The organism is Nostoc sp. (assembly GCF_036917155.1).
Lineage (GTDB): Bacteria > Cyanobacteriota > Cyanobacteriia > Cyanobacteriales > Nostocaceae > Nostoc.
Window position 1 is genome coordinate 55611 of sequence record NZ_JBALDZ010000025.1, and the last position, 25314, is coordinate 80924.

22 protein-coding genes and 2 pseudogenes are annotated in these 25314 nt (G+C 42.3%); 18 read left to right on the forward strand and 6 right to left on the reverse strand.

From position 1 onward, the window contains the following. Positions 1–157: 157 nt before the first annotated feature. The 4 genes and pseudogenes from V7K67_RS04045 to V7K67_RS04060 form a co-directional block, all read left to right on the forward strand. Positions 158–2539 carry an NACHT domain-containing NTPase gene (locus tag V7K67_RS04045; protein ID WP_335165331.1) on the forward strand — a complete coding sequence of 794 codons (2382 nt, stop codon included), beginning with the start codon at positions 158–160 and terminating at the stop codon, positions 2537–2539. A 390-nt stretch (positions 2540–2929) separates the two neighbouring features. Continuing rightward, positions 2930–3649 carry a conjugal transfer protein TrbI gene (locus V7K67_RS04050; RefSeq protein ID WP_334729182.1) on the forward strand — a complete coding sequence of 240 codons (720 nt, stop codon included), beginning with the start codon at positions 2930–2932 and terminating at the stop codon, positions 3647–3649. Positions 3650–4663: 1014 nt separating this feature from the next. After that, positions 4664–4840 (forward strand): annotated as a pseudogene (locus V7K67_RS04055) (right-handed parallel beta-helix repeat-containing protein); the annotation flags it as partial. 666 nt (positions 4841–5506) lie between these two features. Then, positions 5507–6149, forward strand: a pseudogene (locus V7K67_RS04060) (S-layer homology domain-containing protein); the annotation flags it as partial. A gap of 279 nt (positions 6150–6428) precedes the next feature. On the opposite strand, the gene V7K67_RS04065 reads toward V7K67_RS04060, so the two are convergent. Then, positions 6429–7784 (reverse strand): GAF domain-containing sensor histidine kinase, encoded by a 1356-nt coding sequence (locus V7K67_RS04065; RefSeq protein WP_334729180.1) that lies wholly within the window; start codon positions 7782–7784, stop codon positions 6429–6431. A gap of 285 nt (positions 7785–8069) precedes the next feature. On the opposite strand from V7K67_RS04065, the gene V7K67_RS04070 reads away from it, so the two are divergent. Next, positions 8070–8387, forward strand: coding sequence for a DUF3155 domain-containing protein (locus tag V7K67_RS04070; protein WP_041566316.1), 318 nt, complete (start codon positions 8070–8072; stop codon positions 8385–8387). Between the two features lie 449 nt (positions 8388–8836). Here V7K67_RS04070 and V7K67_RS04075 read toward each other — a convergent pair whose 3' ends face one another. Together V7K67_RS04075 and V7K67_RS04080 are read right to left on the reverse strand one after the other, a co-directional pair. After that, on the reverse strand, positions 8837–9367 hold the full coding sequence (locus V7K67_RS04075) for a cofactor assembly of complex C subunit B (RefSeq protein WP_334711489.1): 531 nt from the start codon (positions 9365–9367) through the stop codon (positions 8837–8839). A 141-nt stretch (positions 9368–9508) separates the two neighbouring features. Continuing rightward, on the reverse strand, positions 9509–9856 hold the full coding sequence (locus V7K67_RS04080; RefSeq protein WP_334711490.1) for a PadR family transcriptional regulator: 348 nt from the start codon (positions 9854–9856) through the stop codon (positions 9509–9511). A 623-nt stretch (positions 9857–10479) separates the two neighbouring features. Here V7K67_RS04080 and V7K67_RS04085 point away from each other — a divergent pair. The 6 genes from V7K67_RS04085 to rpsN all read left to right on the forward strand — a co-directional run bounded on the left by V7K67_RS04085 (position 10480) and on the right by rpsN (position 15371). Next, positions 10480–11058 (forward strand): DUF3611 family protein, encoded by a 579-nt coding sequence (locus V7K67_RS04085; protein WP_334729261.1) that lies wholly within the window; start codon positions 10480–10482, stop codon positions 11056–11058. A gap of 274 nt (positions 11059–11332) precedes the next feature. After that, positions 11333–11650, forward strand: coding sequence for a hypothetical protein (locus tag V7K67_RS04090; RefSeq protein WP_334729179.1), 318 nt, complete (start codon positions 11333–11335; stop codon positions 11648–11650). 193 nt (positions 11651–11843) lie between these two features. Next, positions 11844–13124, forward strand: a complete 1281-nt coding sequence (gene serS, locus V7K67_RS04095; RefSeq protein ID WP_334729178.1) for a serine--tRNA ligase — start codon at positions 11844–11846, stop codon at positions 13122–13124. A gap of 102 nt (positions 13125–13226) precedes the next feature. Then, the gene (gene rseP / locus V7K67_RS04100) at positions 13227–14327 is read left to right on the forward strand and encodes an RIP metalloprotease RseP (protein WP_334711493.1); all 1101 of its coding nucleotides are present in this window, start codon (positions 13227–13229) and stop codon (positions 14325–14327) included. Then, positions 14303–14992, forward strand: coding sequence for an endonuclease III (gene nth, locus V7K67_RS04105; RefSeq protein ID WP_334729177.1), 690 nt, complete (start codon positions 14303–14305; stop codon positions 14990–14992). The genes rseP and nth overlap by 25 nt, the downstream gene beginning before the upstream one ends. A 76-nt stretch (positions 14993–15068) precedes the next feature. Then, the gene (gene rpsN / locus V7K67_RS04110) at positions 15069–15371 is read left to right on the forward strand and encodes a 30S ribosomal protein S14 (protein WP_012410383.1); all 303 of its coding nucleotides are present in this window, start codon (positions 15069–15071) and stop codon (positions 15369–15371) included. 64 nt (positions 15372–15435) lie between these two features. Here the strand turns inward: rpsN and V7K67_RS04115 are convergent, their stop codons facing one another. Further along, on the reverse strand, positions 15436–15765 hold the full coding sequence (locus V7K67_RS04115) for a hypothetical protein (RefSeq protein ID WP_012410384.1): 330 nt from the start codon (positions 15763–15765) through the stop codon (positions 15436–15438). A 102-nt stretch (positions 15766–15867) separates the two neighbouring features. Between V7K67_RS04115 and aat the strand changes: the two genes are divergently transcribed. Both aat and V7K67_RS04125 read left to right on the forward strand, forming a co-directional pair. Then, positions 15868–16440 carry a leucyl/phenylalanyl-tRNA--protein transferase gene (aat, locus tag V7K67_RS04120; protein WP_334729176.1) on the forward strand — a complete coding sequence of 191 codons (573 nt, stop codon included), beginning with the start codon at positions 15868–15870 and terminating at the stop codon, positions 16438–16440. A gap of 29 nt (positions 16441–16469) precedes the next feature. Then, positions 16470–16586: a UPF0175 family protein gene (locus V7K67_RS04125; RefSeq protein ID WP_335165342.1), complete on the forward strand. Its 117-nt coding sequence runs from the start codon at positions 16470–16472 to the stop codon at positions 16584–16586. A gap of 116 nt (positions 16587–16702) precedes the next feature. On the opposite strand, the gene V7K67_RS04130 is transcribed toward V7K67_RS04125, so the two are convergent. Together V7K67_RS04130 and V7K67_RS04135 are read right to left on the reverse strand one after the other, a co-directional pair. Next, entirely contained in the window at positions 16703–17404 is a 702-nt protein-coding gene (locus V7K67_RS04130; protein ID WP_334729174.1) for a hypothetical protein, read from the reverse strand. A 250-nt stretch (positions 17405–17654) separates the two neighbouring features. After that, entirely contained in the window at positions 17655–18326 is a 672-nt protein-coding gene (locus V7K67_RS04135) for a LuxR C-terminal-related transcriptional regulator (RefSeq protein ID WP_334729173.1), read from the reverse strand. A gap of 100 nt (positions 18327–18426) precedes the next feature. On the opposite strand from V7K67_RS04135, the gene V7K67_RS04140 reads away from it, so the two are divergent. The 5 genes from V7K67_RS04140 to V7K67_RS04160 all read left to right on the forward strand — a co-directional run bounded on the left by V7K67_RS04140 (position 18427) and on the right by V7K67_RS04160 (position 25001). Next, positions 18427–19083 (forward strand): DUF3386 domain-containing protein, encoded by a 657-nt coding sequence (locus V7K67_RS04140; RefSeq protein WP_335165335.1) that lies wholly within the window; start codon positions 18427–18429, stop codon positions 19081–19083. Positions 19084–19401: 318 nt separating this feature from the next. Beyond that, the gene (locus V7K67_RS04145) at positions 19402–20781 is read left to right on the forward strand and encodes an RNA-guided endonuclease InsQ/TnpB family protein (protein ID WP_334711501.1); all 1380 of its coding nucleotides are present in this window, start codon (positions 19402–19404) and stop codon (positions 20779–20781) included. Positions 20782–20818: 37 nt separating this feature from the next. Continuing rightward, positions 20819–21328, forward strand: coding sequence for a HugZ family pyridoxamine 5'-phosphate oxidase (locus tag V7K67_RS04150; protein WP_334729172.1), 510 nt, complete (start codon positions 20819–20821; stop codon positions 21326–21328). Positions 21329–21573: 245 nt separating this feature from the next. After that, positions 21574–22458: an alpha/beta fold hydrolase gene (locus V7K67_RS04155; RefSeq protein ID WP_334729171.1), complete on the forward strand. Its 885-nt coding sequence runs from the start codon at positions 21574–21576 to the stop codon at positions 22456–22458. 236 nt (positions 22459–22694) lie between these two features. Next, complete coding sequence (locus V7K67_RS04160) at positions 22695–25001, forward strand: FAD/NAD(P)-binding protein (protein WP_335165338.1); 2307 nt, start codon at positions 22695–22697, stop codon at positions 24999–25001. Positions 25002–25314: the final 313 nt, after the last annotated feature.

The following is a 25314-nucleotide window of genomic DNA, read 5'->3' on the forward strand; positions in this document are numbered from 1 at the left end:
AACTTTACACAGTTTGATTTAATTGTGCCTACCTGCTTATCAACATTTTTACAGTCTTTTCTTAAAAACAAGCTTGACGATATGAGTGAGTTGTGTATGTGATGACAATGAATTCTCAAATTGGTAGTTAGAATCAGCAAAAGTGTGTGTTTAGCTGATGTTGAAACGATTTATGATGGGGCGATCGCTTTCCTGTTCTCCAGAAGGTATCCAAAAAGCAAAAAGAGCTTTAATTCGGTGTTCCTTAACTCAAAAGGCATTAGCTGAAAAGTTAGAAGTAACTCGCCAGCCGATCGGAAAGTTCTTTAGAGGTAAACCTGTTGACCGCAATATCTTTGTCAAGATTTGCGGCGAGCTAAGTCTAGACTGGGAAGAGGTCATTCCTAAACCAACTATCGCTGCGCTAGTCCAAGAAGTGCGAGAAAAGATAAAACCTCGCATCCAAGAACTTTGCGGCACAATGCGGGTGCTAGATATGACTCAACCCATTGGGTTAAATGACATTTACACCAGCGTTAATATCCTGGAAAAAATCACTGGGCGACAACGGCTAGGAATTGATGAATTATTAGAACAGTATAAGAGCCAGGATTTTGACCGCTTTGGACTCAATAAAATTCCTGAAAAACGAGTGCCAGGACTGGAAGCGGTTGAGAAATATTCCAAGCTAATGATTTTGGGTAAACCAGGTGCAGGTAAAACCACATTTTTGAAGTATTTAGCGATTCAGTGTATTGAAGGTAAGTTTCAGGCTGAACGTGTCCCGATTTTTGTTAACCTCAAAAACTTTGCGGAAGCTGCCAACAAACCTGGATTATTGCAACACGTCACTGAAGAGACGATAAATCCTATCTCTTCTATCCGAGACGTACTAACCTATGGCAAGGCATTAGTTTTACTCGATGGGTTGGATGAGGTTAGAGAAGAGGATAGCGATCGCATCTTAAAAGAAATTGGTGAGTTTTCTGATTGTTACCCAAAAAATCAGTTTGTCATGACCTGCCGAATTGCAGCACGAGAGTATATTTTTGAGAAGTTCACAGAGGTGGAAGTTGCTGATTTTGACGATGACCAAATTTCCAATTTTACCAATAACTGGTTTAAGGAGAAAGCTGTAAAACCAGAGACTTTTATCAAACGTCTCGAAGAGAATAGCCGAATAAAACAACTTGCTGCAAGTCCGCTGCTGCTGACTTTGCTTTGTTTAGCATTTGAAGAGTCAGGAGATTTCCCTGCAAATCGTTCTGAGTTATATAAAGAAGGACTGGATGCGTTATTGAAAAAATGGGATGCCAAGCGGGGAATTCAACGCGATCAGATTTACAAAAAGCTATCAGTCCAACGCAAAGAAGATTTACTCAGCAAAATTGCATTGACGACTTTTGAGGGGAGTGAATATTTCTTCAAGCAGAAAGTAGCAGAGCAATACATTACAGAATACATCCGCAATTTACCCGATGCTAATACTGACGAAGAAGCATTGCAACTTGACAGTGAGCAAGTTTTGCGTTCGATTGAGCATCATCATGGGCTAGTTGTCGCAAGAGCGAAAAGGATTTACTCATTTTCTCACCTGACATTTCATGAGTATTTCACAGCTAGAGAATTTGTGGTTGTGAGACAGTCATCAGACGAGGCGTTACAAAGTCTGGTCAAGCAGATCACCAACAAACGTTGGCGGGAAATATTTCTATTAGCGGTTGGGATGTCGCCAAATGCAGACCAATTACTGCTGTTAATGAAAGAGAAAATTGATAATCTTGTAGCTAATAATAAAAAATTGCAAGACTTACTCGCCTGGATCTATAACAAAGCAGCTACAGTTAAAGTTCCTTACAAATCAGTAGTTGTTCGAGCTTTTTATCTTGAACGTCTTATAGACCTTCACCTTGCCACTATAGACATCCGCCTTGCTATTTTTTTTGCCCCTGATGATGCAAAAAATGAAGATTTTGGTATTGATGCTGCATTTAATGCTGTTTTAATTCATACTCTTGAAACTAAATTATACTCTAATACACCCCTCTATAAAGAATATAATGATTTTGGCTCAGGTCTTGATTTAGTTTTAGAACCTCAGCTAGCAAAAGACCTAAATTTAAATCTAACAATCTCTCCTCAATCTCTTCATGAAGTTGCTGAGAATTGCTTTAATTTTGTACGCAAACTGTATCAACCTCTAGAGAATATTTTGAAACATCAAATTAAGCTTGAATTAAAGGTAGCAGTGCAAGAACTTAAGGATGAATTACCAGAAAAATGTGCTGGCAATGAGATATTCAAGAAATGGTGGCAAGAGAATGGTAAAGATTGGACTACAAGATTAAGAAACTTAATGATAGAATATCGAAAAATTGGTCATGATTGGCAGTTTACCTCACAAGAGTTAGAAACACTAAAGTCTTACTACAATACTAATAAGTTGTTAGTAAATTGTCTAAATAGCGATTGTTATGTCAGCCGGGAAGTACGACAGCAAATAGAAGATACTTTGCTATTACCGATCGCAGAGATTAAACAGCACCAGCAGCAATCTTAAATACCCACATAACAGATAGTGAATCATTCGTTAAAAAAACGAAAATATTTCCCAAGTCCTAGTAAATCAATCTAGAATGAAAATAAGAGTTCGCATTCAGCCGATTCGTCTCTATTCAATGGCTTAGATGTGTGGACATGAGTAATGAAACAGCATTTTGGAACAAAATGATACTCATTTACGTCTTATAAGTGTCTCGCCTCTAATTTTAGTGACGCACATTAGCAGGATAAAAATTCTGAAGTAGTGATTGCGCTTGCACAGACTTCCCATCATAATAAGTACTTTTATCTTCGGAATACGCTTATATACAGGTTCAAAAACAGTCAGAAACAAACTCAGTGAATCCTCGTCATCACACATATCACATACACAAAGGATAATGCTCTTATGACTCGCCTACATCAATGGAAATATGGAACTGCTGCATTTATGGCAATGGCCGTTACTACAAGCGCCATTAGCCCCCTATTCAGCTTGGCTCCTGCTAATGCTCAATACATCGGACAAAACAGAAATGGGCAATACGGAAATGTGACCATTCCTTCTGGAGTCGCTTTTCCTGTCACCTACGAAAAAGAGACAATTACTATTGCTCCTGGGGAGAGTAAATCTATAACCTTGAGAATAGCGAACGATATTATAGACAGAAATAGAAATGTCTTAATTCCTGCTGGTACGAAAGTTAATGGACGGCTAGAATCTGTTGACTTAGATAGTTATTCAAGAGATACAAGAAATACAGATGATAACCAAGGAAAAGGCGTGCGGTTTGTAGCTCAAGAATTAGAATTTTCTAACGGTCAGCGTCAGTCGATTAATGCAACTTCTCGGACATACAGCACAACTCAAAAAGTTACACAGGGGCCTAGCACCAATCAGATTTTAACTGACGCAGCTATTGGTGGGGGTGCTGGTCTTTTAGGTTCGCTACTTACTGGTAATCGCAGAATTGACGATTTAAAACCTGTTCTCGGTGCGGCTGCGGGTGCAGGTGCGAGTGTGCTATTGCGGAAAAAAGAAGTAAATGCTTTTGTCCTTAGACCTGCACAGGATTTAAAGATCACACTGAATTCTAACTTGAATTTAGTACCATCATCTCGCTACTAGATTTAACTTCATTCAAGTCGTGAATTTAATCACCCATGATAGGCGATCGCCACTTTAACTATAGTGTGCGATCGCCTTCATTTTTAAACCGAAAATTTATATTTAGCAGAAACTCTTTTAACTCTATATCGTCTTAATTAGTATCAATATTTATTGGAATGCTCGTTTAAGTATGCTATGGGGAAGCTATAGGATTACTATTTGATTTTTGAACAAAATTAGGTACTGTAGCAAAAAAATTGTAGGTTGGGTGGAGGCTTTGCCAAAGCCAACATCCTGATATGTGTTGGGTTGCGCTCCGCTCCACCCAACCTACGTCTAATGCACAATTTTTTTGCTTGCCACGCCACTACATATACTTAGATTTTTTCAGGAATCAAATCGGATTCCTATAGTAAATTTGACTTTATTATATTCTCTATCCAAAAGAGTATTCAAAGTTACGGAATATCCTGGTACTTTTATTAAGTAGTGACGATAAAGGAGCCTTTTCTTGTGGTAATTCAAGGTTTCGGTTTAAGCGCATATTTAGCAATTCCCGTAGTATTAAATATTTTGGCTCAGGGAGAAACGATAAAAGTATCTTTAGCTGAAAACGTCCGTCAGGTTTCCACTAACAAGGAAATTATCTTATCTAATAGAGAGCTAATCAGCACGAATTCAACACCGAAAACATACTATGTTAGTGGTAATGGAAGCGACAACAATAGCGGACTCTCTACTTCATCAGCCTTTAGGACAATTCAAAGAGCCGCAGACCTTACCAACCCTGGCGATACAGTCTTGATTATGAACGGAGTATACACAAATTCACCCAAAGATGGGAGTGTAGTAAATATTAAACGTTCTGGAACTGCAAATGCCTGGATTAGATATAAAGCATATCCTGGACATTTCCCAAAAATTCGGCATAACACATGGAATGCTATCCTAATTTCAAGTGGAGCTTCATATATCGAGATCAATGGGCTGGAGGTCATAGGAAACAATGCCAACATAACCCTTGATTATGCCATGAGTGAGAAAACTAACAAACAAAACCCGCTAACAAGTGGAAACTGTATTAACGTTGACGGACGAACTAGTGGTCATGTTCATCACATCCGTATTGTCAACAACAAAGTGCATGACTGTGGAGGAGCAGGTATTTCAGTTATTCAATCGGATTATGTGACAGTAGATAATAACGTGGTGTTTAATAATGCTTGGTATAGCGTTTATGGTTGCAGTGGCATTTCGATGTTAAGCAATTGGAATTTTGACAACAACCAGGGATACAAGATGTTTGTTACCAACAACAAGACCTACAACAACCGCATGTACATTCCTTGGATTGCAGCTGGAAAGATCACAGATGGTAATGGCATTATTATCGATAGTACAAGAAATGATGGCAACCCCAAATTGGGTGCATATAAAGGACGTACTTTAGTTAAAAACAATCTTGCATTTGATAATGGTGGATCAGGTATTCATGCCTTTTTCAGCGATCATGTTGATATTGTGAATAACACAGCGGTTTTAAATAATCAGAGTCCAGAAATTAAAGGTGGACAAATATTTGCTCATACATCATCTGATGTCAGAATTCTCAGGAACATTCTCTATGCTTTTCCTGGGAAGGATATTAATAACAACACTAAAAATACAAACGTTGTTTATGATTATAATATCTACATAAATAGTTCTAAGATCAGTGTTAAGGGGCCTCACGATATTGTTGCAGACTCAGAGTTTTTAAGTAAGCATCCCACTCTAGACAAAATATCTGGTGATTGGAAATCGCAACTAGATAAACAAAATCCACCAACACGGACTGATGTAGAGCCTAAATTGGCAAGTTTTGTTTGTGAACCAGTGACTTATCCTTCACAAGAGAAACTTACCAAGGTGGGATGTTCCCCGCTATCTTTCGCTCAAACTGCTTTTTCTGATGTTTCATCTGACTATTGGGCAGCACAATTTATTCAACAATTATCTCAGCGAGGTGTAATTGCTGGATTTCCTGATGGCACCTTCCGCCCAGAAGAACCTGTGACACGCGCTCAATTTGCTGCGATGGTAGATAAAGCTTTCCAAAAAGCACAGCAACGGCAGGCAATCAATTTTACTGATGTGCCAAATAACTATTGGGCATCTAGTGCCATTCAGGAAGCTTATGCGATTAGTTTCTTATCAGGATATCCCGGTAATCGCTTTGAGCCTAACCAAGCTATTCCCCGCGAACAGGTTTTAGTTTCCCTCGCTAATGGTTTGAGATATACTCCTGGCGGCAATACCAAAAGTACTCTGCAATATTTCAACGATGCCTCTAACATCGCTAGCTATGCCCGTAGCCCGATCGCAGCCGCCACTGAAAAGCAAATTGTGGTGAACTATCCTGATGTGAAGTTCCTGAATCCAACTGCAAATGCTACACGGGCGCAAGTAGCAGCTTTTATCTACCAAGCATTAGTCAGTTCTAATCAAGCTTCAGCAATTAACTCGCCTTATGTTGTGTTAAGACTCAGCAATTAATTCGCTGTATACAGTATCGGGTCTACTACGCCAACACCTCTATCAGTCACAATTATAATCTGTTGACTTAGTACAGCTTTGCATAAGTTCGTAACTTTTTTAAACGCAGAGTCACACAGAGGTAAACGCAAAGGTACGCAGAGTTTTGCTGAAGTTAATTCGCTATTCAAACCTGCTGTGGTTCTCAATTCGTTGCTGAGAAACTGGTTTTGACCAATGGTCAAGAGTTTTTAATTTCAAACTCCTAACTCCTAACTCCTAACTAATTCTCAACTTCTGGCAACCAAATAATAAATGTAGTCCCCGGTGCATCGGGTGAAGTTAGCTTAGAGTTGATTGCAGGGCTGAAAACCTCGATTTCGCCCTGCATTTGCTCTATTAATTGTTTAGCGATCGCTAACCCCAAACCTGTGCCGGGGATTTCTGTTTGCGCTTGTACACCCCGATAATGCCGTTCTCCAAGATGTTCTAAATCTTGGGGTGGAATTCCAGGCCCATTATCACTAATGACTATTCCCTGAAAATTCGCTTTTTCTTGCCCCGCCTGAATCAAAATTTTGCCCCCAGTGGGAGTGTATTTCAAAGCATTATCAATAATGTTAGTTAACACCTCTCGTAATGCTTTGACGTTGGCACGTACTAGAGATGAATTTTGTTGAATTTCAGTTATGAGTTTTAGCTTTCGCTCTTGGGCGATCGCTTTGGCTGATATTAATAATGGTTCTAATATATCTGCTAGCGAGCAGTCAACTGCTTTATCTCCCGTTCCCGGCAATAATAGCGGTGGTTTCGCGTCTTTTTGGATAGTTGCTTCTACAAATACTTCATCTTCTGTCAGATGTAGTGGTGCTAAATCTGCCTCCGTCAAGTCAATTACTTGCTCAAATTGTTGCAGCAATTCTTGGAGGCGATCGCTTTCTCGCACAATACTATTTGCCACATCCCGGTTAGCGTCTGCTGGTCGTAGTCGTTTCAATAGCAGTTTACCAAAAGTCCGCAACGCCGTTAATGGGTTACGAAACTGATGCAATACGTTATCTAGCAAATCCCGCTGTTTTTCTTGAAGAATTTGTTGCTCACGCAACTGCTGCTCAAACCAGGCTCGGCGCTGATCTAAAATACATGCGATCGCTAATGTTTGGGCTATCCGTTGAATCTGACTTTGCTCATGTTCATTCCACGCCCGATCTTTCCTACCTGTTACTAGTAACCCCATCATCACACCCTCATAGACCAGAGGTAAAACAATTTGGTTGCCACTAAGTAGGTATTCCTCTTTTAGATCGGGTTGAGACGCATCTGGTATCTCAGACTCCCGCGACGAAGTTGGAGATTCTAAACCTGCTGTCAATAACCTTCGGTGATGATTGGGTAATACAAACACATTTCCAACTTGAAGTTGCTTGTATGCCGTCGCTTCAGCAGTCTCCTCCCCTGGCGGTAATAATGCTGTTTCTGGGTAAATCACCACAGGAATAAGTTTTGCATCACCAGAAGGAGTTTCTACCAATTCTTGTGTTAAGTACACAATACTTAAAGTTGCTCCCAGCCCTTGGGTTAGCAGTGCTATTTGCTCTCGACACAGAGCAAGAAAATCGGAACTGGCAGACATTAACATTTTTTAGCTCTTGCTCAAGATTATAGATTTTGAGGCATGATGTAAGAGAGGATACTTAATTTTTACCTCACTCATTTAATAAAGCTTAACTAAAATTTTCTTAGAGATGGTTTCTACTAAGGGATTATATTCTTAGGTAATTTTGTTTTCTCTATTTTCAAAGATATTAACTTTCTTATATTAAAAGGTTAAAAACTATTGATATTCTGAACTAGAACCTATATAATGACGACGGATTTTGTAGCTATCACTACAATCTATAGCTTGAAAGAGGAGGACAATAGATTGGCAAGGAGACGCAAAAGGAAGAGTCGTCGTCGTCAGGAAGGACGGCGCATTTTGGAACACGTGCCTCAATATAGCATCGAAAGTGGCGAAGAAAAACCTGTGACAGCAGCGAGAAGATTCATTCAAGCTGAAGGGATTTTGCCACCAGCGTTGCTACTCGTAAAGCGAAATGAACACACTACAGATCGTTATTTCTGGGCAGAAAAGGGACTGTTTGGTGCTCAATACGTAGAGGAAAACCATTTCTTGTTTCCTAGTTTGAGGGTGTTAGAACCTTCGCCAGGTCAGGAACCTCTTGCTTTAGCTAGTAGGTGAACCATCAATGGTCATCTTAGGCATTGAATGTGGCTCCTGACTATCATTAACTGGCAAAATTGCTAAGTTTATGCAAAATTTAATTTTTTTTTAGTTTGTAGCTGATTTGCCAGTAAATCTAGTCCAGGTAGTTGGAAAGTAAACTTGTCTCAAACCACGCTAGATTGCATGGGTTGATACTATTTTGATGATGCAGAAGGGAGTTAGTATGGAGCCAGGCGCGTCTAAAAGTGCTAGTGAAGTTGCGCTCTTATGCCGTAGACATTGAGAAAGCTCTGTCAATGAATTTAAATTAATGAATTTAAATTTTTTCCCCGCGACACAAGTCGTGGGGAAAACTGACAAAGCAGTAGTCTTGATTTCCTCCTTCCTACTTTCCATTGCCTAAAGAGTAGGTCAGGTCAGAAGTCTGCATATCATAGTTAAAAGATGGTCACGAAAATCAACAATTATTTCCCAGGCTTTAGCTGTAGAGTCCTTTGCAACTCACTGAGTTCATCTCGATGGGCAACTACAGTGATCCTACTTGAGGAGGTTTGTTCGCTCTGAGTTGTTTCTACTTTGAGCGACACCTTCTCAAGTCTTCCAGACTTTTTCCAATAAAATAGACCACTTAAAGGCGACAGCAGAACCATAGCCAGAACAACGGTACTCAGGCGAGGAAAAAGCAGGTATACAACCAGAGATAGACAAATAATCCCGGTAGCTGCGAGTAAAGTTAGGAATATAGCTAAAAACCAACTAGGGCGAACAAAACCTTCAAAAGTCACTTGGTTTTGTTCTCGGTCTACCGCTGCCACTCGGTAAGACCGCGATCGAAAATACTCTTTTAATTGAGACATCAAAGCAGCTTCGTCTTGCTCAGATACCAGTTGCACTATTTCTGTGCGGTCTTTAGTCGAGGCACGAATAAAGAAAAACAGCCCAACCGATAACAACAAGGTTAGCAGGAACGTAGATGGCAGAATAGCAGTATCCATAACGAATTGTTAGTGTTTGACTGGAGGAGACTTATTCATTATCAATTATTCGTTATACCAATTTGAACAATGATTACGACAAACTGAGCGCTAAAAAGCGATTACCAGCGACTCTTCCAAAATCTAAAATCTAAAATCCTATTACTTTGTCCTCCCGTTAATGTAGTGTTGCCAAAGAAAAGCTAAATCCTGAGCTTGAACTTGCCATTCGGGAGAAACTTGGTACATCCGCCTGGGGCGTCCCCGTCCTTCGAGTTTCTTCCAATATCCAGTAATTGCCCCTTGGTCTTCCAGAAATTTGATTGCACTATAAAGTACGGTATCTGAAAGCCGATAGATGGGATACTCAGTTTCTAATTGCTCGATCAACTCGGTTCCGTAGGATTCACCTTGTAATAAAACAGACAGTATGTAACAAACTGCAAGTTCCTGACAAAGGTAAGTTGGCGGAGGATTCTCAAAAAATTGATATATATCCTCAAGTTTCATGGTTAGTGAATGGCTAAAAAAATGCCTTAGGGTAAGGTCTACAATCCTTGTAGTCAGTATACAGTGCTACTGCTAAGTGAGTAATACATATAAAGCTACTTAGACTAGATATCCATTGCGTAAACACCAAATAATCACCCACATCTGTGAAGTTGTGGGAAGAGTTTGCGAGTTTTAGGGGTACAAAATAATGTATCCCTACCTAAGCTCGATACAGTGTGTTGAGGAGCGAACAGACAGTGGCGAAGTCACTATCTTGGTGTTAAGTGATGCCAAAGTGGTTAGAACCGCTTAAGCAATAAAATGCCATCGAAGAAATTTTACAGGTAAAATGCTATTTTGTCTGTAAATGTTAATAAACACTTTGTTTTACAGTAATTTTCCCAGTGCGGATTATCAAAGCTTACGCTAAGGGATATGTCTGGGTTAAAGCTGCTACGCCAGTGAAAACACTTAAGTAGCAACCATTGCTGGTTTCCTCGACAAGAGAATCTCTTGTCTCTTGTGGCAAGTGTGATAGTAAATTTATCAAATAAGACGCAAGGGACGCGGGTAAAAAACTCTCCATGTCTCCACGTCCCTGTTTACTCTTGTCCTTTAATCAAGCGCATCACATTGGTACTATGTCACAAACTCCCGATGCCCCATCATCTTCCTCAACTCTCCGAGCAATTGCCCAAACTTTTCGCCTTACAGGTTGGATTAGCTTCTGGATTCAGCTAGTGCTAGGCGTTGTTTCTAGCATAATTGTGCTGCTGTTCGCCGTCTTTAATCAAAAAACTGGCAGTCCTAGTAATAATCCTGGGACTGGCTTTGGTGTATTTTTAGCAATTTGTGGACTGGTTGTTTTGGGTGGGGGGATTTATTTAGCTTACCGTTACACTAGAATTGGTAAGCAATTAGAATCCTCCAATGCCAGCAACCGCCCTCGCAAAAGTGAGACTGTGCAAGTATTACGCTTAGGGCTGTGGGTGAATTTAGGAGGAACGCTGGTGACTCTATTGGGGGCGCAGGCGATCGTTGGCACACTGGTAGCAAGATCCATCTCTCCGCAAGCGATAACTACCCAATTTTTTGACCCTACCCGAATTATTAGCGGTCTAGATATGCTTGTGGTACAGGCAAACACCAACACCGTCTCAGCGCACTTTGCAGGGCTTGTGGCGTCACTTTGGTTACTCAATCGCATTAACCGTCCTTAATACAAGTGGGGAGTCGGGGAGAGTAAATAATTTCCCCTTATTCTTTTTTTATAAGGAAAATGCTGAAAACCCCTGAGAAACAGCAACGTAGTTGCGTAAAAAAGCAGCTAGCAAGTTAGGACGTTTTCACTTAGCAAATTCATTGCTTAATCCTATTCTACTTTTCCGTAACAGACAGCCCAAGGTGTGAAGACAACTATAGATTATTTGAAAAAAACATCCTGCTAAAAAGTGGCACAGGGATGATAAACATCTTTTTTGGAAGTCTTACACTATGAAAAATCAACCAGGACGGAAATTTAATCAAGAAGCTTGGAGATTTGGCGTACAGGTTTTCTTTAGTAGCATCGTACTGGGACTGTGCATTTTCAAACTTGGTTCACCAGGGGATGAGAAGAATATTGCGCTTTACTGGGGTGGTTTATCAAGTGTACTTGCCTACTGGCTACCTTCACCTGGGCAAAATAGAGACGAGAAGGAGCCACCAAATATCACTCAAAAGACTTTTGCCGCAACTGAAAACGCTAATGGCAATGGTCAGATTCTGGCTCAGGTTGCTGAAACGACAGTGACTTCAAATACCAGTCCATGATTGGTTAAATGCATTATCTACTTTCGTAGCCCTGGCAGTGATGCTAGGGTAAAATTTTGATAATAGGTTAAGACTGATTTTTCTAAAAAACTTTGTTTTCCCAGTCACAGCAAACCGAAATTACTATATGCTGGATGCTTATGTGTTAACTGTATTGAAAAAAAAATAATAGGCTAAAAACTGAGAAAAATCTGTGCTGGATATCAAGCAAATACGGGAAAATCCGCAATTCGTTCAAGAAAGATTGAATAGTCGTAGTGGTAAATACGACATCGAACCGATATTACTGTTAGATCGGCAACAACGGGAACTTGAGGGGACGCGTAGTCAACTCCAAGCCCGTAGCAACGAAATCGGTAAAATTGTCGGGCAGAAGATTAAATCTGGGATCAATCCTCAAGACCCAGAAATTCAAGCTTTGCGGGATGAAGGTAATTCTGTTAAAGCGACGTTGAGTCAACTGGAACCCCAAGAAAAAGAACTCAAAGCTGAAATTAACCAACTTGTGTTGGCACTTCCCAACTTGCCAAGCGACTCTACACCCCTTGGTAAGAATGAGGAAGATAACGTAGAAGTGCGCCGTTGGGGTGATGAATACATTCCCCAAAATCCGAATATTCTCCCTCACTGGGAAATTGGCGAAAAGTTGGGTATTCTGAATGTTGAACGAGCTGTAAAAGTTGCCCAAAGTCGCTTTGTGACATTGATAGGCGCTGGTGCGGCATTGGAGAGGGCATTAATTCAATTTATGCTGAGTCTCCATACGAAAGCTGGGTATGTGGAAGTTAGTCCACCGCTGTTAGTGAATACTGAGTCTTTGACGGCGACCGGTCAGTTACCTAAGTTTGCGGAAGAAAGCTTTAAATGCGCTGATGATGACTTGTGGCTGATTCCGACAGCGGAAGTTCCAGTTACAAATCTCTATCGGGGTGAAATTCTTGCTGCTGAAGATTTGCCTATTTACCACTGTGCCTTTACTCCCTGTTTTCGCCGCGAAGCTGGTAGTTATGGACGCGATATGCGGGGATTAATTCGCCTGCATCAGTTCAATAAGGTGGAAATGGTGAAATTTGTCGAACCCAATACGTCTTTTGATGAACTAGAGAAATTGGTGGGGAATGCAGAAGCAATTTTACAGGCGTTGCGGTTGCCTTACAGAGTAGTAAATTTAAGTACTGGGGATTTGGGATTTGCCTCTACCAAAACTTATGATTTAGAGGTTTGGTTGCCCTCTTCTGGCAAATACCGCGAAATTTCTAGCTGTTCCAATACTATAGATTTCCAGGCGCGACGGGCTGATATTCGCTTCAAAGAGGCGGGGAAGAAAGGTACTCAGTTCGTACACACCCTTAATGGTTCGGGTTTGGCGGTGGGAAGGACGATGGCAGCAATTTTGGAGAATTATCAACAATCTGATGGGACAGTGAGGATACCAGAAGTGTTGCAACCTTATTTTGGGCGTGAACTTTTGTAATTAGTCATTAGTCATTTACCAATGCCCAATGCCCAATGCCCCATGCCCAATACCCAATTAGAATGGAGATAACTATAGCTTAATATCTTCACAATTTACTCTATGTCAGTTTTAGCAGCGATCGCAGTCTTGGCTGTTTTGATCTTGGTACACGAGTTGGGACATTTTGTTGCAGCACGTTCTCAAGGCATTCTCGTTAACCGTTTTTCTTTGGGTTTTGGCCCAGTTCTTTTGAAGTACCAAGGTTCACAAACCGAATACGCTATCCGCGCCTTTCCCTTGGGCGGCTTTGTGGGCTTTCCCGATGATGACCCCGATAGCGATGTTCCACCCAATGACCCAAATCTGCTGCGTAATCGTCCAGTTTTAGACCGGGCGATCGTTATCAGTGCCGGAGTAATTGCCAATTTAATTTTTGCTTACTTGGTGTTGGCTCTGCAATTGGGTATTGTCGGCATTCCCAAGGAATTAACCTATCAAGCTGGTGTCATTGTACAGCCTGTTAATCAAGAATCTGTTGCCTATCAAGCAGGAATTCGGGAAGGAGATATTATTCTGGCTGTTAACGGTCAGGAACTCCCAGCTTCTGATAAATCAACTCCTTTGCTGACAAAAGAAATTCAAACTCATCCCAATCAGCAAATCGAACTGAAAATTCTGCGTGAGAAACAACAACAAACCCTGAAATTAACACCGAAATTGGGAGCTGATGGCAAAGGTGTAGTTGGTGTGGCACTTAGTCCAAATGCTACAGCAATTTATCGCCGCCCTAATAGCCCTTTTGAAATTTTCGGTCTTGCTGCTAATAGATTTCAACAATTATTTGTTGGGACACTCAGCGGTTTTGGCCAGCTGATTACCAACTTTCAACAAACTGCTGGACAAGTTTCTGGGCCAGTTAATATCGTCAAAATAGGCGCGAAATTAGCTGAGGACAATAGCGTCAATCTGTTGTCTTTTGCGGCAATTATCAGCATTAACTTGGCTATTATCAATATTTTGCCTTTACCAGCTTTGGATGGCGGACAACTCGCTTTTCTACTAATTGAAGGTTTACGCGGTAAGCCTGTACCTGCCCGGATTCAAGAAGGTGTAATGCAAACTGGTTTGGTGTTACTCTTAGGCTTAGGAATTTTTCTGATTGTCAAAGAAACCACTCAATTAACTAGTCAATTGGAGTGGGTACAAAAATTGTTCCAGTGAGTATTAACCGCAAATCCGTATCTAAAAAGCAACGGGCGATAGAAATTTTAGCTCGTCTGAAGCGTCTTTATCCAGATGCTACCTGCTCTTTGAACTACTCAACGCCAGTACAATTGTTGGTGGCAACAATCCTCTCTGCTCAGTGTACTGATGAGCGAGTAAATAAGGTAACACCAGCTTTATTTGGTAAGTTTCCTGATGCTGCGAGTTTAGCGATCGCTGACTTGGTAGAATTAGAAGGTTTGGTGCGTTCCACAGGGTTTTATCACAATAAAGCTAAAAACATTCAAGCCGCTTGTCGAATGATTGTCACTGAGTTTAACTCTGTTGTCCCCAACCAGATGGAGCAATTATTAAAGCTTCCAGGTGTGGCGCGCAAGACAGCAAATGTAGTCTTGGCTCATGCTTATGGCATTAATGCTGGCGTGACAGTAGATACTCACGTCAAGCGCCTCAGCGGACGTTTGGGTTTAACTGAAGCAAAAGACCCCGTTCGGATTGAGCAAGATTTAATGGGTTTATTGCCGCAGCCTGATTGGGAAAATTGGTCAATTCGGCTGATTTATCATGGTCGTGCTATTTGTAAAGCCCGCTCTCCTGTCTGCGTTGCTTGTGAGCTTGCTGATTTATGTCCTGCTGCGAATCAGCAAGTAGTTGTAGGGTAAGCGACACAAGTAACCCCAGAATTGATGGAGAGATTGTAGAATGGAAAACGGTGTCTTTAAATAAGTTAGAGAATATATGGCAAAAAAGAGCATGATTGAGCGCGAGAAAAAGCGCACCAGGTTGATAGAAAAGTATGCTGACAAGCGGGAAGCTCTTTTGGAAGAGTTCAGAAGTGCAGCATCTCCTTTGGATAAGCTGGAAATCCACCGGAAGATTCAACAGCTACCCCGGAATAGTGCGCCCACCCGCCACCGCAACCGTTGCTGGTTGACTGGTCGTTCTAGAGGTGTTTACCGCGATTTTGGTTTGTCTCGGAACGTGCTGCGGGAATGGGCACATGAAGGTCTTTTGCCTGGAGTTGTTAAGTCTAGTTGGTAAAAAGTTATGAGTTATGAGTGATGAGTTATTAATTGAGACAAACCTAACTCCTAACTCCTAACTATTATTGACCACAACACTTATCAATTCCCAGACTTTCTAAGAGTAGATCGCTGACGGCGTTGGCGATCGCAAACTCTCCGTAGAAGCTATTAGAAAAATCATAGGACTGCATCTCTGTGACAATGGCAATTACCAGAGAACCAAGGTCGTTTTCTCCTTCCATCCGTTGACGCACAAAAATCTGTGCGGCTCGTTGGGCAATATTTTGGTTGACTGCTTCGGGGATAAATTCTGTATCTAGCCACCGTTGTAAGCGTTCTCGTAACCATTCACCTTCGAGTAGGGGGTTTTCGGGCGGTGGTAGGGTGATGGGTGGGATTGGTTGAGTCATCTTTTTTTAACGCAGAGGGACGCGGAGGGAAACGCAGAGGAACGCTGAGGTTGACTGTTAGCATCAAATTGCGTTTCTAAGAGTGTTTTTTTATATTTATTTATGCAATATGATATCGCCGCTATTGTTGAGGGCTATGCACAAGGCTATTTTCTCATGGCTGATGAGCGCGATCGCCTGAGTTGGTACGGAAGTCGCGATCGGACTTTTATTCCTTTGGATGATCGGTTTCGCTACCCCAAGTCTTTGCAGCGTGTCCTGAATCAAGAGCGGTTTACTGTGGCGATTAATCGAGATTTTCAAGCTGTGGTGGCTGGCTGTGCTGACAGAGAGACAACCTGGATTTCACCGGAATTACGAGAGATTTATTCGCTACTTTACCAGAATGGTTATGCTTATAGTTTTGAAACTTGGCAGGGTGACGAACTAGCCGGGGGAATTTTAGGGATTGTGATTGGTGGGGCTTTCATTGGTGAGTCGATGTTTTACCGCATTCCTGAAGGCTCAAAGGTAGCGATGGTCAAGTTGGTGGAAAGATTGCGTCAGAAGGAATTTGTATTTTTTGATGCCCAAATGATGAATCCGCATTTGGAAAGATTTGGTGCTTATCGGGTTGAGGATGAAGAATATCAAATGCTACTTCAGCAAGCGCTGCAATGTCGTTGTTGCTTTTAACGATAGGCTACGCCAGTCAGCTAGCGGATATGCAACCCAATACCTTTCGCCAACTCCTCAAGCAGCGAAACATCCCTCTCTACTCCTACAACGTTGAGGACTTTGAATTGGATTTGAAAAACCTGCGAGAGCTTGGAAGGCTGTGATTGTTATCAGCGATACATCGGCAATCACAAATTTGGCAGCAATTCAACACTTGCAACTTCTGCCTCAACTTTGGATGGGGCGATATCTACGACGGGCTACGTCTACGCAGGATTTATCATTTGCACATTTGCAACGTGCGGCGATCGCTAGCAGTGATAGAATTTAACCGATAGAAGTCTTGCAGAGCCAGTGAATAAGCATAAGAATTTGACTCATCATCATTAATTTTGGGCAGTCTACTGCTTGTAGCTACCTGATTTGATTGATTAGAGTTGGCTTCATTTGACGAAGTATTAACCGTCATTGCCAATTCTCCTGATGGGTTGATTGTACCCTGAAAACAATTAAACTCTGATTGGGGCATATACAATACACCCGTTACCTTATCCTGCTGCTTTTGAAATATGATATAACCTTGACCAAGCTGGTTTGGTTTTGGGGATTGTCCGTAGAGGTAAATCCCATCTTTTGCAGGAAAATTTGCTTTTGGTAAAACTCCTGCGCTTTTTGTAGTCCCCTGATCGCCCGGAACCAGCGCTGTGATTGTAGGTACTGTTTTTCCGCTCTGATGGAAAAAACCCTCTCTATTTCCAGAAGCCGCATGAAGTTGACTTCTTTGCTCTCGAACTTTTCTCAACTGCGACAAAAGAGAGTTTTCAGAGGTTTTGTTAATCTGGGCCGATGATAATCGAGAATCTGTAAATGATATTACTTGAGTCTGCTTGGCTATAAAGCCCAAACCGAGAAGTAAGCCTAAGCCCGCGAGGGAAATTGCCCAGTTACGGGGAGATAATAACTGATGAAGGTTGTTAAGCACCCTACTTCTCCTGTTAAAAAACTAACTAAGTCCTCTAGAACTTACTTAAATTATCACCAAGTCTTAATTGTCAAAGACTTTATTCACGACTTATATTACTATTGTCCAAAAAAGAAAACTGTCAAAAACAAAAGTTTTTATTTAAATTAGCCCAACAATCTTATAGCAATCCTATTTGATTTGCAAATACCGCAAGGCTCAGATCCTCGGCTTCTTCAAGAAGTCGGGGATCTTATTTATTGCTATATATTTATGAAACTTGTATATCTTGTAACTTTGCCACCATTTCTGCACGCGCCGAAACCTTCAACTTCCGAAACATCCTTTTTAAGGCTTGTTTGACGGAATTTTGCGTAATCCAGAGTTTTTCCCCAATTTCGGCATTCGTTAACCCTTGCGCCACCAAATCGGCAATTTCTAACTCACGCGCTGTTAAAGGACTCACTAAAAGGGAATTAAATATTTTGGGTTTTGTCCGTAGGGTTGCCATTTTTGCTGACAAATGAATACATAAAGCGCTCAAGTCAGCTAAATCATTGCCATTAAAGGCTGGATTTCCCTTGTCACGAGCCAAGTTAAGGGTGCCGACAAGACGACCATCGCAAACAATTGGCCCAGTCATTACGTGTTCGTGATCGGAACGCGAACAAAAATGCTTCCAGTCTCCTGGTGATAATAATAGCTGCTCATGGGCGGGAGCATGACGTTCAACCACGTAACGCCCCACTGGATTGCTCTCTAAGCATACTGCTGGAATGCCTGGAACATTAATCTCAGTGGTTGGCTGCTCATCTAGGAGATAAATACCCCAATTTTGCACGCCAAAATGCTCGCTAATTCGATCCGTGAGAGCGAGTCTTAACTCTTGCTCATTCTGGACATTGGCGATCGCATGAAATACAGCGTGTAGAGAATTAGCCATAAGTGTACCCAGTTGGGGACTATCCAAGCCTCAACAATTACTTCTATGCTAATACCAAGGAAACTAAAACGCTAATTACAGTAGCGACTAGGAGAAGCACATGACAGTTACACAACTCTCTGCTCAGGAACTTTTCCGGGCTGCTTATGAAAACCGCTATACTTGGGACAAGAATTTTCCCGGTTATACCGCAAATATTACCTTTAAGCATGATGATAAAGTGTTTACAGGCAAAGTTATCATCAGTGCCAATCTCAAAGCCGAAGTTCTGGATGTAGATGACGAGTCAGCCCAGAAAGCAATTCATGGCCAAGCTTGGGAGATCGCAATTCACCGCGTCCGCCGCAGCTTTGAAGATACCCACAGCGCCAATACTTTTAGCTATGGTAAAACTGACGAAACTGGTGCGGTTGAGCTTTTAATGGGTGGTAAGGCTGAGGGCGATAAATACAAAGTCCGCAATAATGAAGTCTGCCATGTTCATCGTCTAATCCACGGTACTCTTGTGACAATTGACACCTTCACCAGTCACGATACTGGCGAAGGCTACCTGTCCCACAGCTATGACTCTGTATACCATGACCCTAAAACTGGGGAACAAAAGGGCGGAAGAAGCGAATTTATTGATGAATATGAAAAAGTTGGTGACTATTTCATTCTAAATCGTCGGGAGATTCGCACCGAGACCGCAGGACAACTTTCTACTCAGGAATTTATCTTTTCTGACATCAAATTGTTGGAACCTATTGCAGCTTAAGCTGTATTCTCTAATCGAAAAATTAGCGATCGCTCCCTTTAACTAAAGAGCGATCGCTTTTATTTTTTGGACATTCTCTGGATCGTAGACATCGCTCAAATCACGTTACGATACTTAACGTATTGCGGAAGTCCCCACCCTCAACTCTTAGTAGGGTGGGGATTGTGAGCGGGTGATGACGATTGCATCTAGTATTGATTTTTTGCAAGGCAAAAACAAATGCTGAATGTATGAGGTGTTTCCCCAACTATTTTATTTGATTGCTTTACCGAAAATATATATTGTGATAAAGTATAGATATTAAGGAGGTGATGTTGAGTGCTACACAAGGTTATACAAGTCCGTTTATATCCATCAGTTGAGCAACAAATCCAATTAGCTCAAACTTTTGGTTGTGCTAGATGGTGGTGGAATTATGCTCTAAATAAGTCGATTGAAACTTATAAGGAAACGGGCAAGGGACTTAGCCGTGTTGCACTTAACGCATTACTTCCTGCACTCAAAAAGGCAGAAGAGACTGTGTGGTTAGCCGATTGCTATAGTCAAGTTTTACAGGCTACAACGCTCAACTTAACCACAGCCTACAAAAACTTTTTTGAGAACCGTGCTGGTTTTCCTAAGTTCAAATCTAAGCACGGAAAACAGTCCATCCAGTATCCTCAAAACGTCAAGATTGTAGATGGTAATGTCAAACTCCCTGGCAATATAGGGATAGTCAAAGCCAAAATACATAGACTAATTGAGGGGAAAATCAAAACTGTTACCGTGAGTAAAACTCCTTCAGGTAAATATCTTGCGTCTATCTTGACTGAGATAGAGGAGCAGCGCGGTCTTCTCCCAAGGGGAGACGCTAAAAGCGATAGCGCAGCGTTAGCGAGTCCGCGAGCGTCTGGGCTTTGCCCAAGTGGAGCGACTGCGGGTGAAAATCCCGTTACCTCAGAGGGTAAAATCTACGGTATTGATTTAGGTTTGAAACACTTTGCGGTTGTTACTGATGGGGAAAAGGTTTCTAAGTATGATAACCCTAAACATCTTGCCAAGCATGAGAAAAACCTCAAACGTAAGCAGCAAAAATTAGCACGTAAACAAAAAGGGAGTAAATCAAGGAATAGATACAGAAAAGTTGTTGCCAAAGTGTACGAGCGGGTTAGTAATTCGCGGCAGGATTTTCTACATAAACTTAGTTATAAATTGACCAGCGATAGCCAAGCTGTCATAGTAGAGAATCTTCATGTATTAGGCATGGTGACGCTCGAAGACTCGCTAACGCTACGCTATCGTAATCACAAATTGGCGAAGGCAATATCTGATTGTGGCTGGGGAACATTCACCAACTTTTTAGCCTACAAGCTAGAGCGCAAAGGGGCAAAATTAGTTGAGATTGATAGATGGTTCCCTAGTTCCAAACTCTGCTCTAATTGTTTCTATCAAATAGGTGAGATGCCGTTGGATATCCGTGAGTGGACTTGTCCTCATTGTCATACTTATCATGACCGCGATGGAAATGCAGCAGCGAATATTAGAGCCGAAGGCATCAGAATGCTTGCATTGAGCGCAGTCGAAATGATAAAGGCGGAAGGTTCAGCCGTCTCTGCTGTAGGAGGGGATGTAAGTCCTAATCTTGGGCGAAAGTCTAAGTTTCGGCATTCCCCTGTGATTACAGAAGCTCAGACTTCAGCCGCAGGCAAGTCTGAGTAGTTCACTTAGGTATACCTAATCAAGCGGTAATTTACTTATGAGTCAACTTGAAAACATTCAAGCTGAGTACGAAAAGTTTCCTGAAGCTTTTGAGAGTGTAATCATTAGCACCGTGAGCGCCCAGGCAATACCCAATGCTAGTTATGCTCCCTTTGTAATGGATGATTCCAAAAATATCTACATTTACGTCAGTGGTCTTTCGATTCATACCAAAAATCTCTATGCCAATCCTCATGTTAGTGTCTTGTTTATTGATGATGAAGCTAAAAGTAATCTAATTTTTGCCCGTCGTCGTTTGAGTTTTGATTGTACGGCAACTTTGATAGAGCGTGAAACTGACAACTGGAATCAAATTGTTGAGCAATTTCAAGGGCGGTTTGGTCAAATTATCGAAGTTTTGCGAGGCTTGTCTGACTTTCGGATTTTCCGGCTAACTCCCAGTGAAGGTCGTTTTGTAGTTGGTTTTGGGGGAGCTTATCATATTAGTGGTGATAACCTGCATCAACTTGTACAAATCACAGGAGATGCTGACAAACAACAAGAATAAATTATCAATTATCAATTATCAATTAGCAAATATACCTTGCGATTATTTATTGCTCTTGATTTCTCTGATTGGAGTCCGTTTCAACGGACTTGAGCTATTAGCCCGAAATTTATTTCAGGGCGGGAAAGGAACGCCAAACCAAGGTTTTTGGGGTGAGGGGTAAAACAAGAGAGAGAATTGACCAACAGTCTCATTCTATTCGCCAGGTCTAGGGATATTTCTACTAAACTAAATTTTTTAATTTTATGCTTCAGTTTCAACCTCCTGGCTTTGGACATAAAATCATCCATACATCCTTGGGGGCAATGGTTTACTATACCCAAACAAATGCACCTTGGGCGTTTGCTGACACTGAAGATTTACCCCCACTACTGTTTCTCCATAACTTTGGTGGTGGCGCGTCTGCTTATGAATGGTCTAAAGTTTACCCAGCTTTTGCCTCTAATTACCGCATTTTAGCTCCCGATCTTATCGGCTGGGGAGAATCGGCCCATCCAGTTCGGGATTATAAAATCAGGGATTATCTCAGCACGATCGCAGAGTTTATCATCCAAACTTGTCGCCAGCCGGTGATGGTGGTAGCCTCATCTCTCACAGCCGCTTTTGCGATCCGCCTCGCTATTGTTCAACCCAATTTATTTAAAGCACTGTTTTTGGTTTCCCCCTCTGGATTTGATGATTTTGGAGAGGGTGCTGGACGCAGACTTCCGCTTTCGGTAATCAATACGCCTCTGTTGGACAATTTTATTTATATGCTTGGGGCTGAAAATGAAATTGCAGTCCGCAATTTTTTACAAAGTTTTCTCTTTGCTAAGTCACAACGACTATCCCCAGAGATTGTACAGGCTTATTTAACTTCTGCACAACAGCCTAATGCCAAATTTGCCGCCTTGGCATTTTTGCGGGGCGATCTTTACTTTGACTTGAGTTTATATATTCAACAACTGACAATTCCCACTGTCATTTTTTGGGGAGAGAAAGCACAATTTACTAACATCAAATTAGGGCAACGCTTGGCAAATTTAAATCCAAGGGCAATTCGAGATTTTTCTGCGATCGCAGATGCCGGAATATTACCTCATTTGGAAATCCCAGAAGTTTTTACTGGTCTATTGCAGCGGTATCTTTAAGAGTTAGGACACATTTTCATGGTCAAGTTAAAATAAACAACCATTGGATTAACAATTCAAAATTCAAAATTAAAGACATCTCAGACGGGGATTTAAACCCCGACTGAAATAGGTGCTACATGTAGATGTAGGGATCTTAAACCCTTTAATTTACGATAATATACTAAAAACCGATAGGTATATAGTATTTAAATTAATTGAGAAAATAGTTACCATACACTCTATTTAGCACTGTGATGCATTCTAATGTCCTGATAGCACATCCTTCAACCACCACGATCGCCCTTGTTGGTGCTGGCTTTAGTGGTTCTCTAGTAGCGGCTCACCTATTAAAAACTGCCAACCGCCCCTTATTGATTAAACTGATTGAGCGCAGTCACGACATTGGCAAGGGAGTCGCCTATAGCACCGACACCATCAGCCATTTGCTGAATGTATCCGCAGGCAAGATGAGTGCCTTTCCCGATGATCCCAGTCATCTGCTGCGCTGGTTAAACTATAACCGCAGTGAGTTGGCGGCATTTCTGCCCAGTGATCTGAATGCCAGCAGCTTTATTCCCCGTCAGATATTCGGGCTTTATATCCAGTCGATTTTGGAGGAAGCTGAAGCCACGGCATCAAGTAACGTCCGATTGGAGCGCGTTATTGATGAAGTGGTGGCAGTGGAGCCACAAGCCAAAGATGCGATCGTCTCCTTGAGTAGCAGCCGTACTTTCGTAGCAGACAAAATTGTATTGGCACTGGGAAACGCACCTTCCGCCCCTCCTGGATCGCAATCCTCTGAGGACAATGACACCCCCTACCTACGTCATGCCTGGTCAGCCGAGGCCTTGGCAGAGCTTGAGCCAGATGCAGCTGTATTGTTGATTGGCACTGGACTGACGATGGTGGATATGGTGGTGTCACTCCACAGTCGCAACCATCGGGGCAAAATTTATGCCGTGTCTCGTCGGGGCTTGTTTCCGCTACCCCATCAATCGACTAAACCCTACCCCGCCTTTTTGACCCCAGACACCGCGCCGAAAACGGTTCGGGGCTTGCTGCGGCGCATTCGCCGTGAGGTGCAGACGGCGGTAGTACAGGGTTACAACTGGCGATCGGTGATTGATTCCCTGCGTCCCATCACTCAACAACTCTGGCAACAACTGCCCCGTGTGGAGCAAAAACGGCTTTTGCGCCATGCTACCCCCTATTGGGATGTACATCGGCATCGAATTGCCCCCGAAATTGGCAAAGTTGTCCAGGCAATGCTGGATTCTGGGCAACTAACTATTACCGCCGGGCGGATTCAGGATTATCAAACAACACCTGACGCAGTGGCTGTAACCGTTCGCCAACGCCAAACACAAAGGAATCAGGTCTTGCAAATCAGCCGCGTAGTAAATTGCACCGGGGTACAGGCAAATTATCAGCGATCGCCCCAATCCCTAATTGCCAATTTACGCACCCAAGGATTGATCCGCCCCAACGATATTGGCTTGGGTTTGGATACTGCCGCTGATGGTGCTGTATTAGATGCTCAGGGCAAGCGTTCAAGCTTATTCTATACCTTGGGTACTCCACGCAAAGGCAATTTGTGGGAAACGATCGCTGTCCCCGAACTGCGTGAACAAGCTCAGGTATTGGCGGCAACGGTGTTGCAGTCGCTACCAGTGCGGGTACGTCCCGTTTCGCCCATTTCTCGCGCCACTGAACAAGATTCCGGCGACCTTCGAGCCGCCATACCCCAGTCAACGCTATTGTTTCGCCAATTCTTTGACCCAGAATCCAGCACTTACACTTATCTGATTGCAGACAGCCAGACTAAAGATGCGGTGCTGGTAGATACAGTATTGGAGCAGGTTGACCGTGATTTACAAGTGCTGGATGACTTGGGGTTGAGTCTCCGCTACTGTTTAGAAACTCACATCCATGCTGACCATATCACTGGTGCTGGTAAACTGAGACAGCAAACAGGTTGTCAGGTAATAGTGCCCCAAAATGCCACTGCTAAGTCTGCGGATCACTCCCTTGGCGATCGTGAAACCTTAATTGTGGGGGCGGTGCGGATTGAGGCGATGGCTACACCAGGGCACACCGACAGCCATCTAGCTTATTTAGTCAACAATACCCATCTGTTAACTGGGGATGCCTTATTGATTCGCGGCTGTGGACGCACAGACTTTCAATCGGGCGATGCGGGTACTCTGTACGAGACAGTGACGCAACAGTTATTTACTCTGCCAGAGGACACCCTAGTTTATCCCGCCCATGACTACAAAGGATGCACTCTTTCCACTATTGGCGAAGAAAAACGCCTCAATCCCCGATTTGCCAATCGCACCCGCGATCAATTTATCGCCATTATGAGCCATCTGGGTTTGAGCTATCCCAAAAAGATGAACGAAGCCGTACCCGCCAATGAATACTGTGGCGATTTCATACCTGAAGAGAGTCTGAGCAATGGCACGAGTTTGGCGATTGATGTAGATCGTGAAAAAGTAGAACAAACCCTATCAACCAATACTGAAATTTATGAAGATTACTTTGCCATGTACATTTAGGGACTGACAACAAATAAATTACCCAATCTTGTGGGGTGGGCGTCTCGCCATACGTGTCAACTTCAGCCAGAAATAGCTTAACCGTTGGCTGACTCACCCGCCTTGAACTAAAGTTCAAGGCTAATAGCTAAAGTCTACTGAAGTAGACTAAGGATTTTTGGATATATTTTAGTCATCTTCAGATAACTTTTGCTACTTGAACTAAAGTTCAAGGCTAATAACCCAAGTTGCTAGTTATTGATTGAGGCGATCGCTTGATGTAATAAAATCCCCTCCAGGTATAAAAAACGGAGGGGAATATGCTAAATGAAAT

Bases quoted from the DNA above. Each gene is read 5' to 3' on its own strand.
- V7K67_RS04045 (WP_335165331.1), top strand. From the start codon at position 158: ATGTTGAAACGATTTATGATGGGGCGATCGCTTTCCTGTTCTCCAGAA.
- V7K67_RS04050 (WP_334729182.1), top strand. From the start codon at position 2,930: ATGACTCGCCTACATCAATGGAAATATGGAACTGCTGCATTTATGGCA.
- V7K67_RS04065 (WP_334729180.1), bottom strand. From the start codon at position 7,784: ATGTTAATGTCTGCCAGTTCCGATTTTCTTGCTCTGTGTCGAGAGCAA.
- V7K67_RS04075 (WP_334711489.1), bottom strand. From the start codon at position 9,367: ATGGATACTGCTATTCTGCCATCTACGTTCCTGCTAACCTTGTTGTTA.
- V7K67_RS04080 (WP_334711490.1), bottom strand. From the start codon at position 9,856: ATGAAACTTGAGGATATATATCAATTTTTTGAGAATCCTCCGCCAACT.
- V7K67_RS04085 (WP_334729261.1), top strand. From the start codon at position 10,480: ATGTCACAAACTCCCGATGCCCCATCATCTTCCTCAACTCTCCGAGCA.
- V7K67_RS04090 (WP_334729179.1), top strand. From the start codon at position 11,333: ATGAAAAATCAACCAGGACGGAAATTTAATCAAGAAGCTTGGAGATTT.
- rseP (WP_334711493.1), top strand. From the start codon at position 13,227: ATGTCAGTTTTAGCAGCGATCGCAGTCTTGGCTGTTTTGATCTTGGTA.
- rpsN (WP_012410383.1), top strand. From the start codon at position 15,069: ATGGCAAAAAAGAGCATGATTGAGCGCGAGAAAAAGCGCACCAGGTTG.
- V7K67_RS04115 (WP_012410384.1), bottom strand. From the start codon at position 15,765: ATGACTCAACCAATCCCACCCATCACCCTACCACCGCCCGAAAACCCC.
- aat (WP_334729176.1), top strand. From the start codon at position 15,868: ATGCAATATGATATCGCCGCTATTGTTGAGGGCTATGCACAAGGCTAT.
- V7K67_RS04125 (WP_335165342.1), top strand. From the start codon at position 16,470: ATGCAACCCAATACCTTTCGCCAACTCCTCAAGCAGCGAAACATCCCT.
- V7K67_RS04135 (WP_334729173.1), bottom strand. From the start codon at position 18,326: ATGGCTAATTCTCTACACGCTGTATTTCATGCGATCGCCAATGTCCAG.
- V7K67_RS04140 (WP_335165335.1), top strand. From the start codon at position 18,427: ATGACAGTTACACAACTCTCTGCTCAGGAACTTTTCCGGGCTGCTTAT.
- V7K67_RS04150 (WP_334729172.1), top strand. From the start codon at position 20,819: ATGAGTCAACTTGAAAACATTCAAGCTGAGTACGAAAAGTTTCCTGAA.
- V7K67_RS04155 (WP_334729171.1), top strand. From the start codon at position 21,574: ATGCTTCAGTTTCAACCTCCTGGCTTTGGACATAAAATCATCCATACA.
- V7K67_RS04160 (WP_335165338.1), top strand. From the start codon at position 22,695: ATGCATTCTAATGTCCTGATAGCACATCCTTCAACCACCACGATCGCC.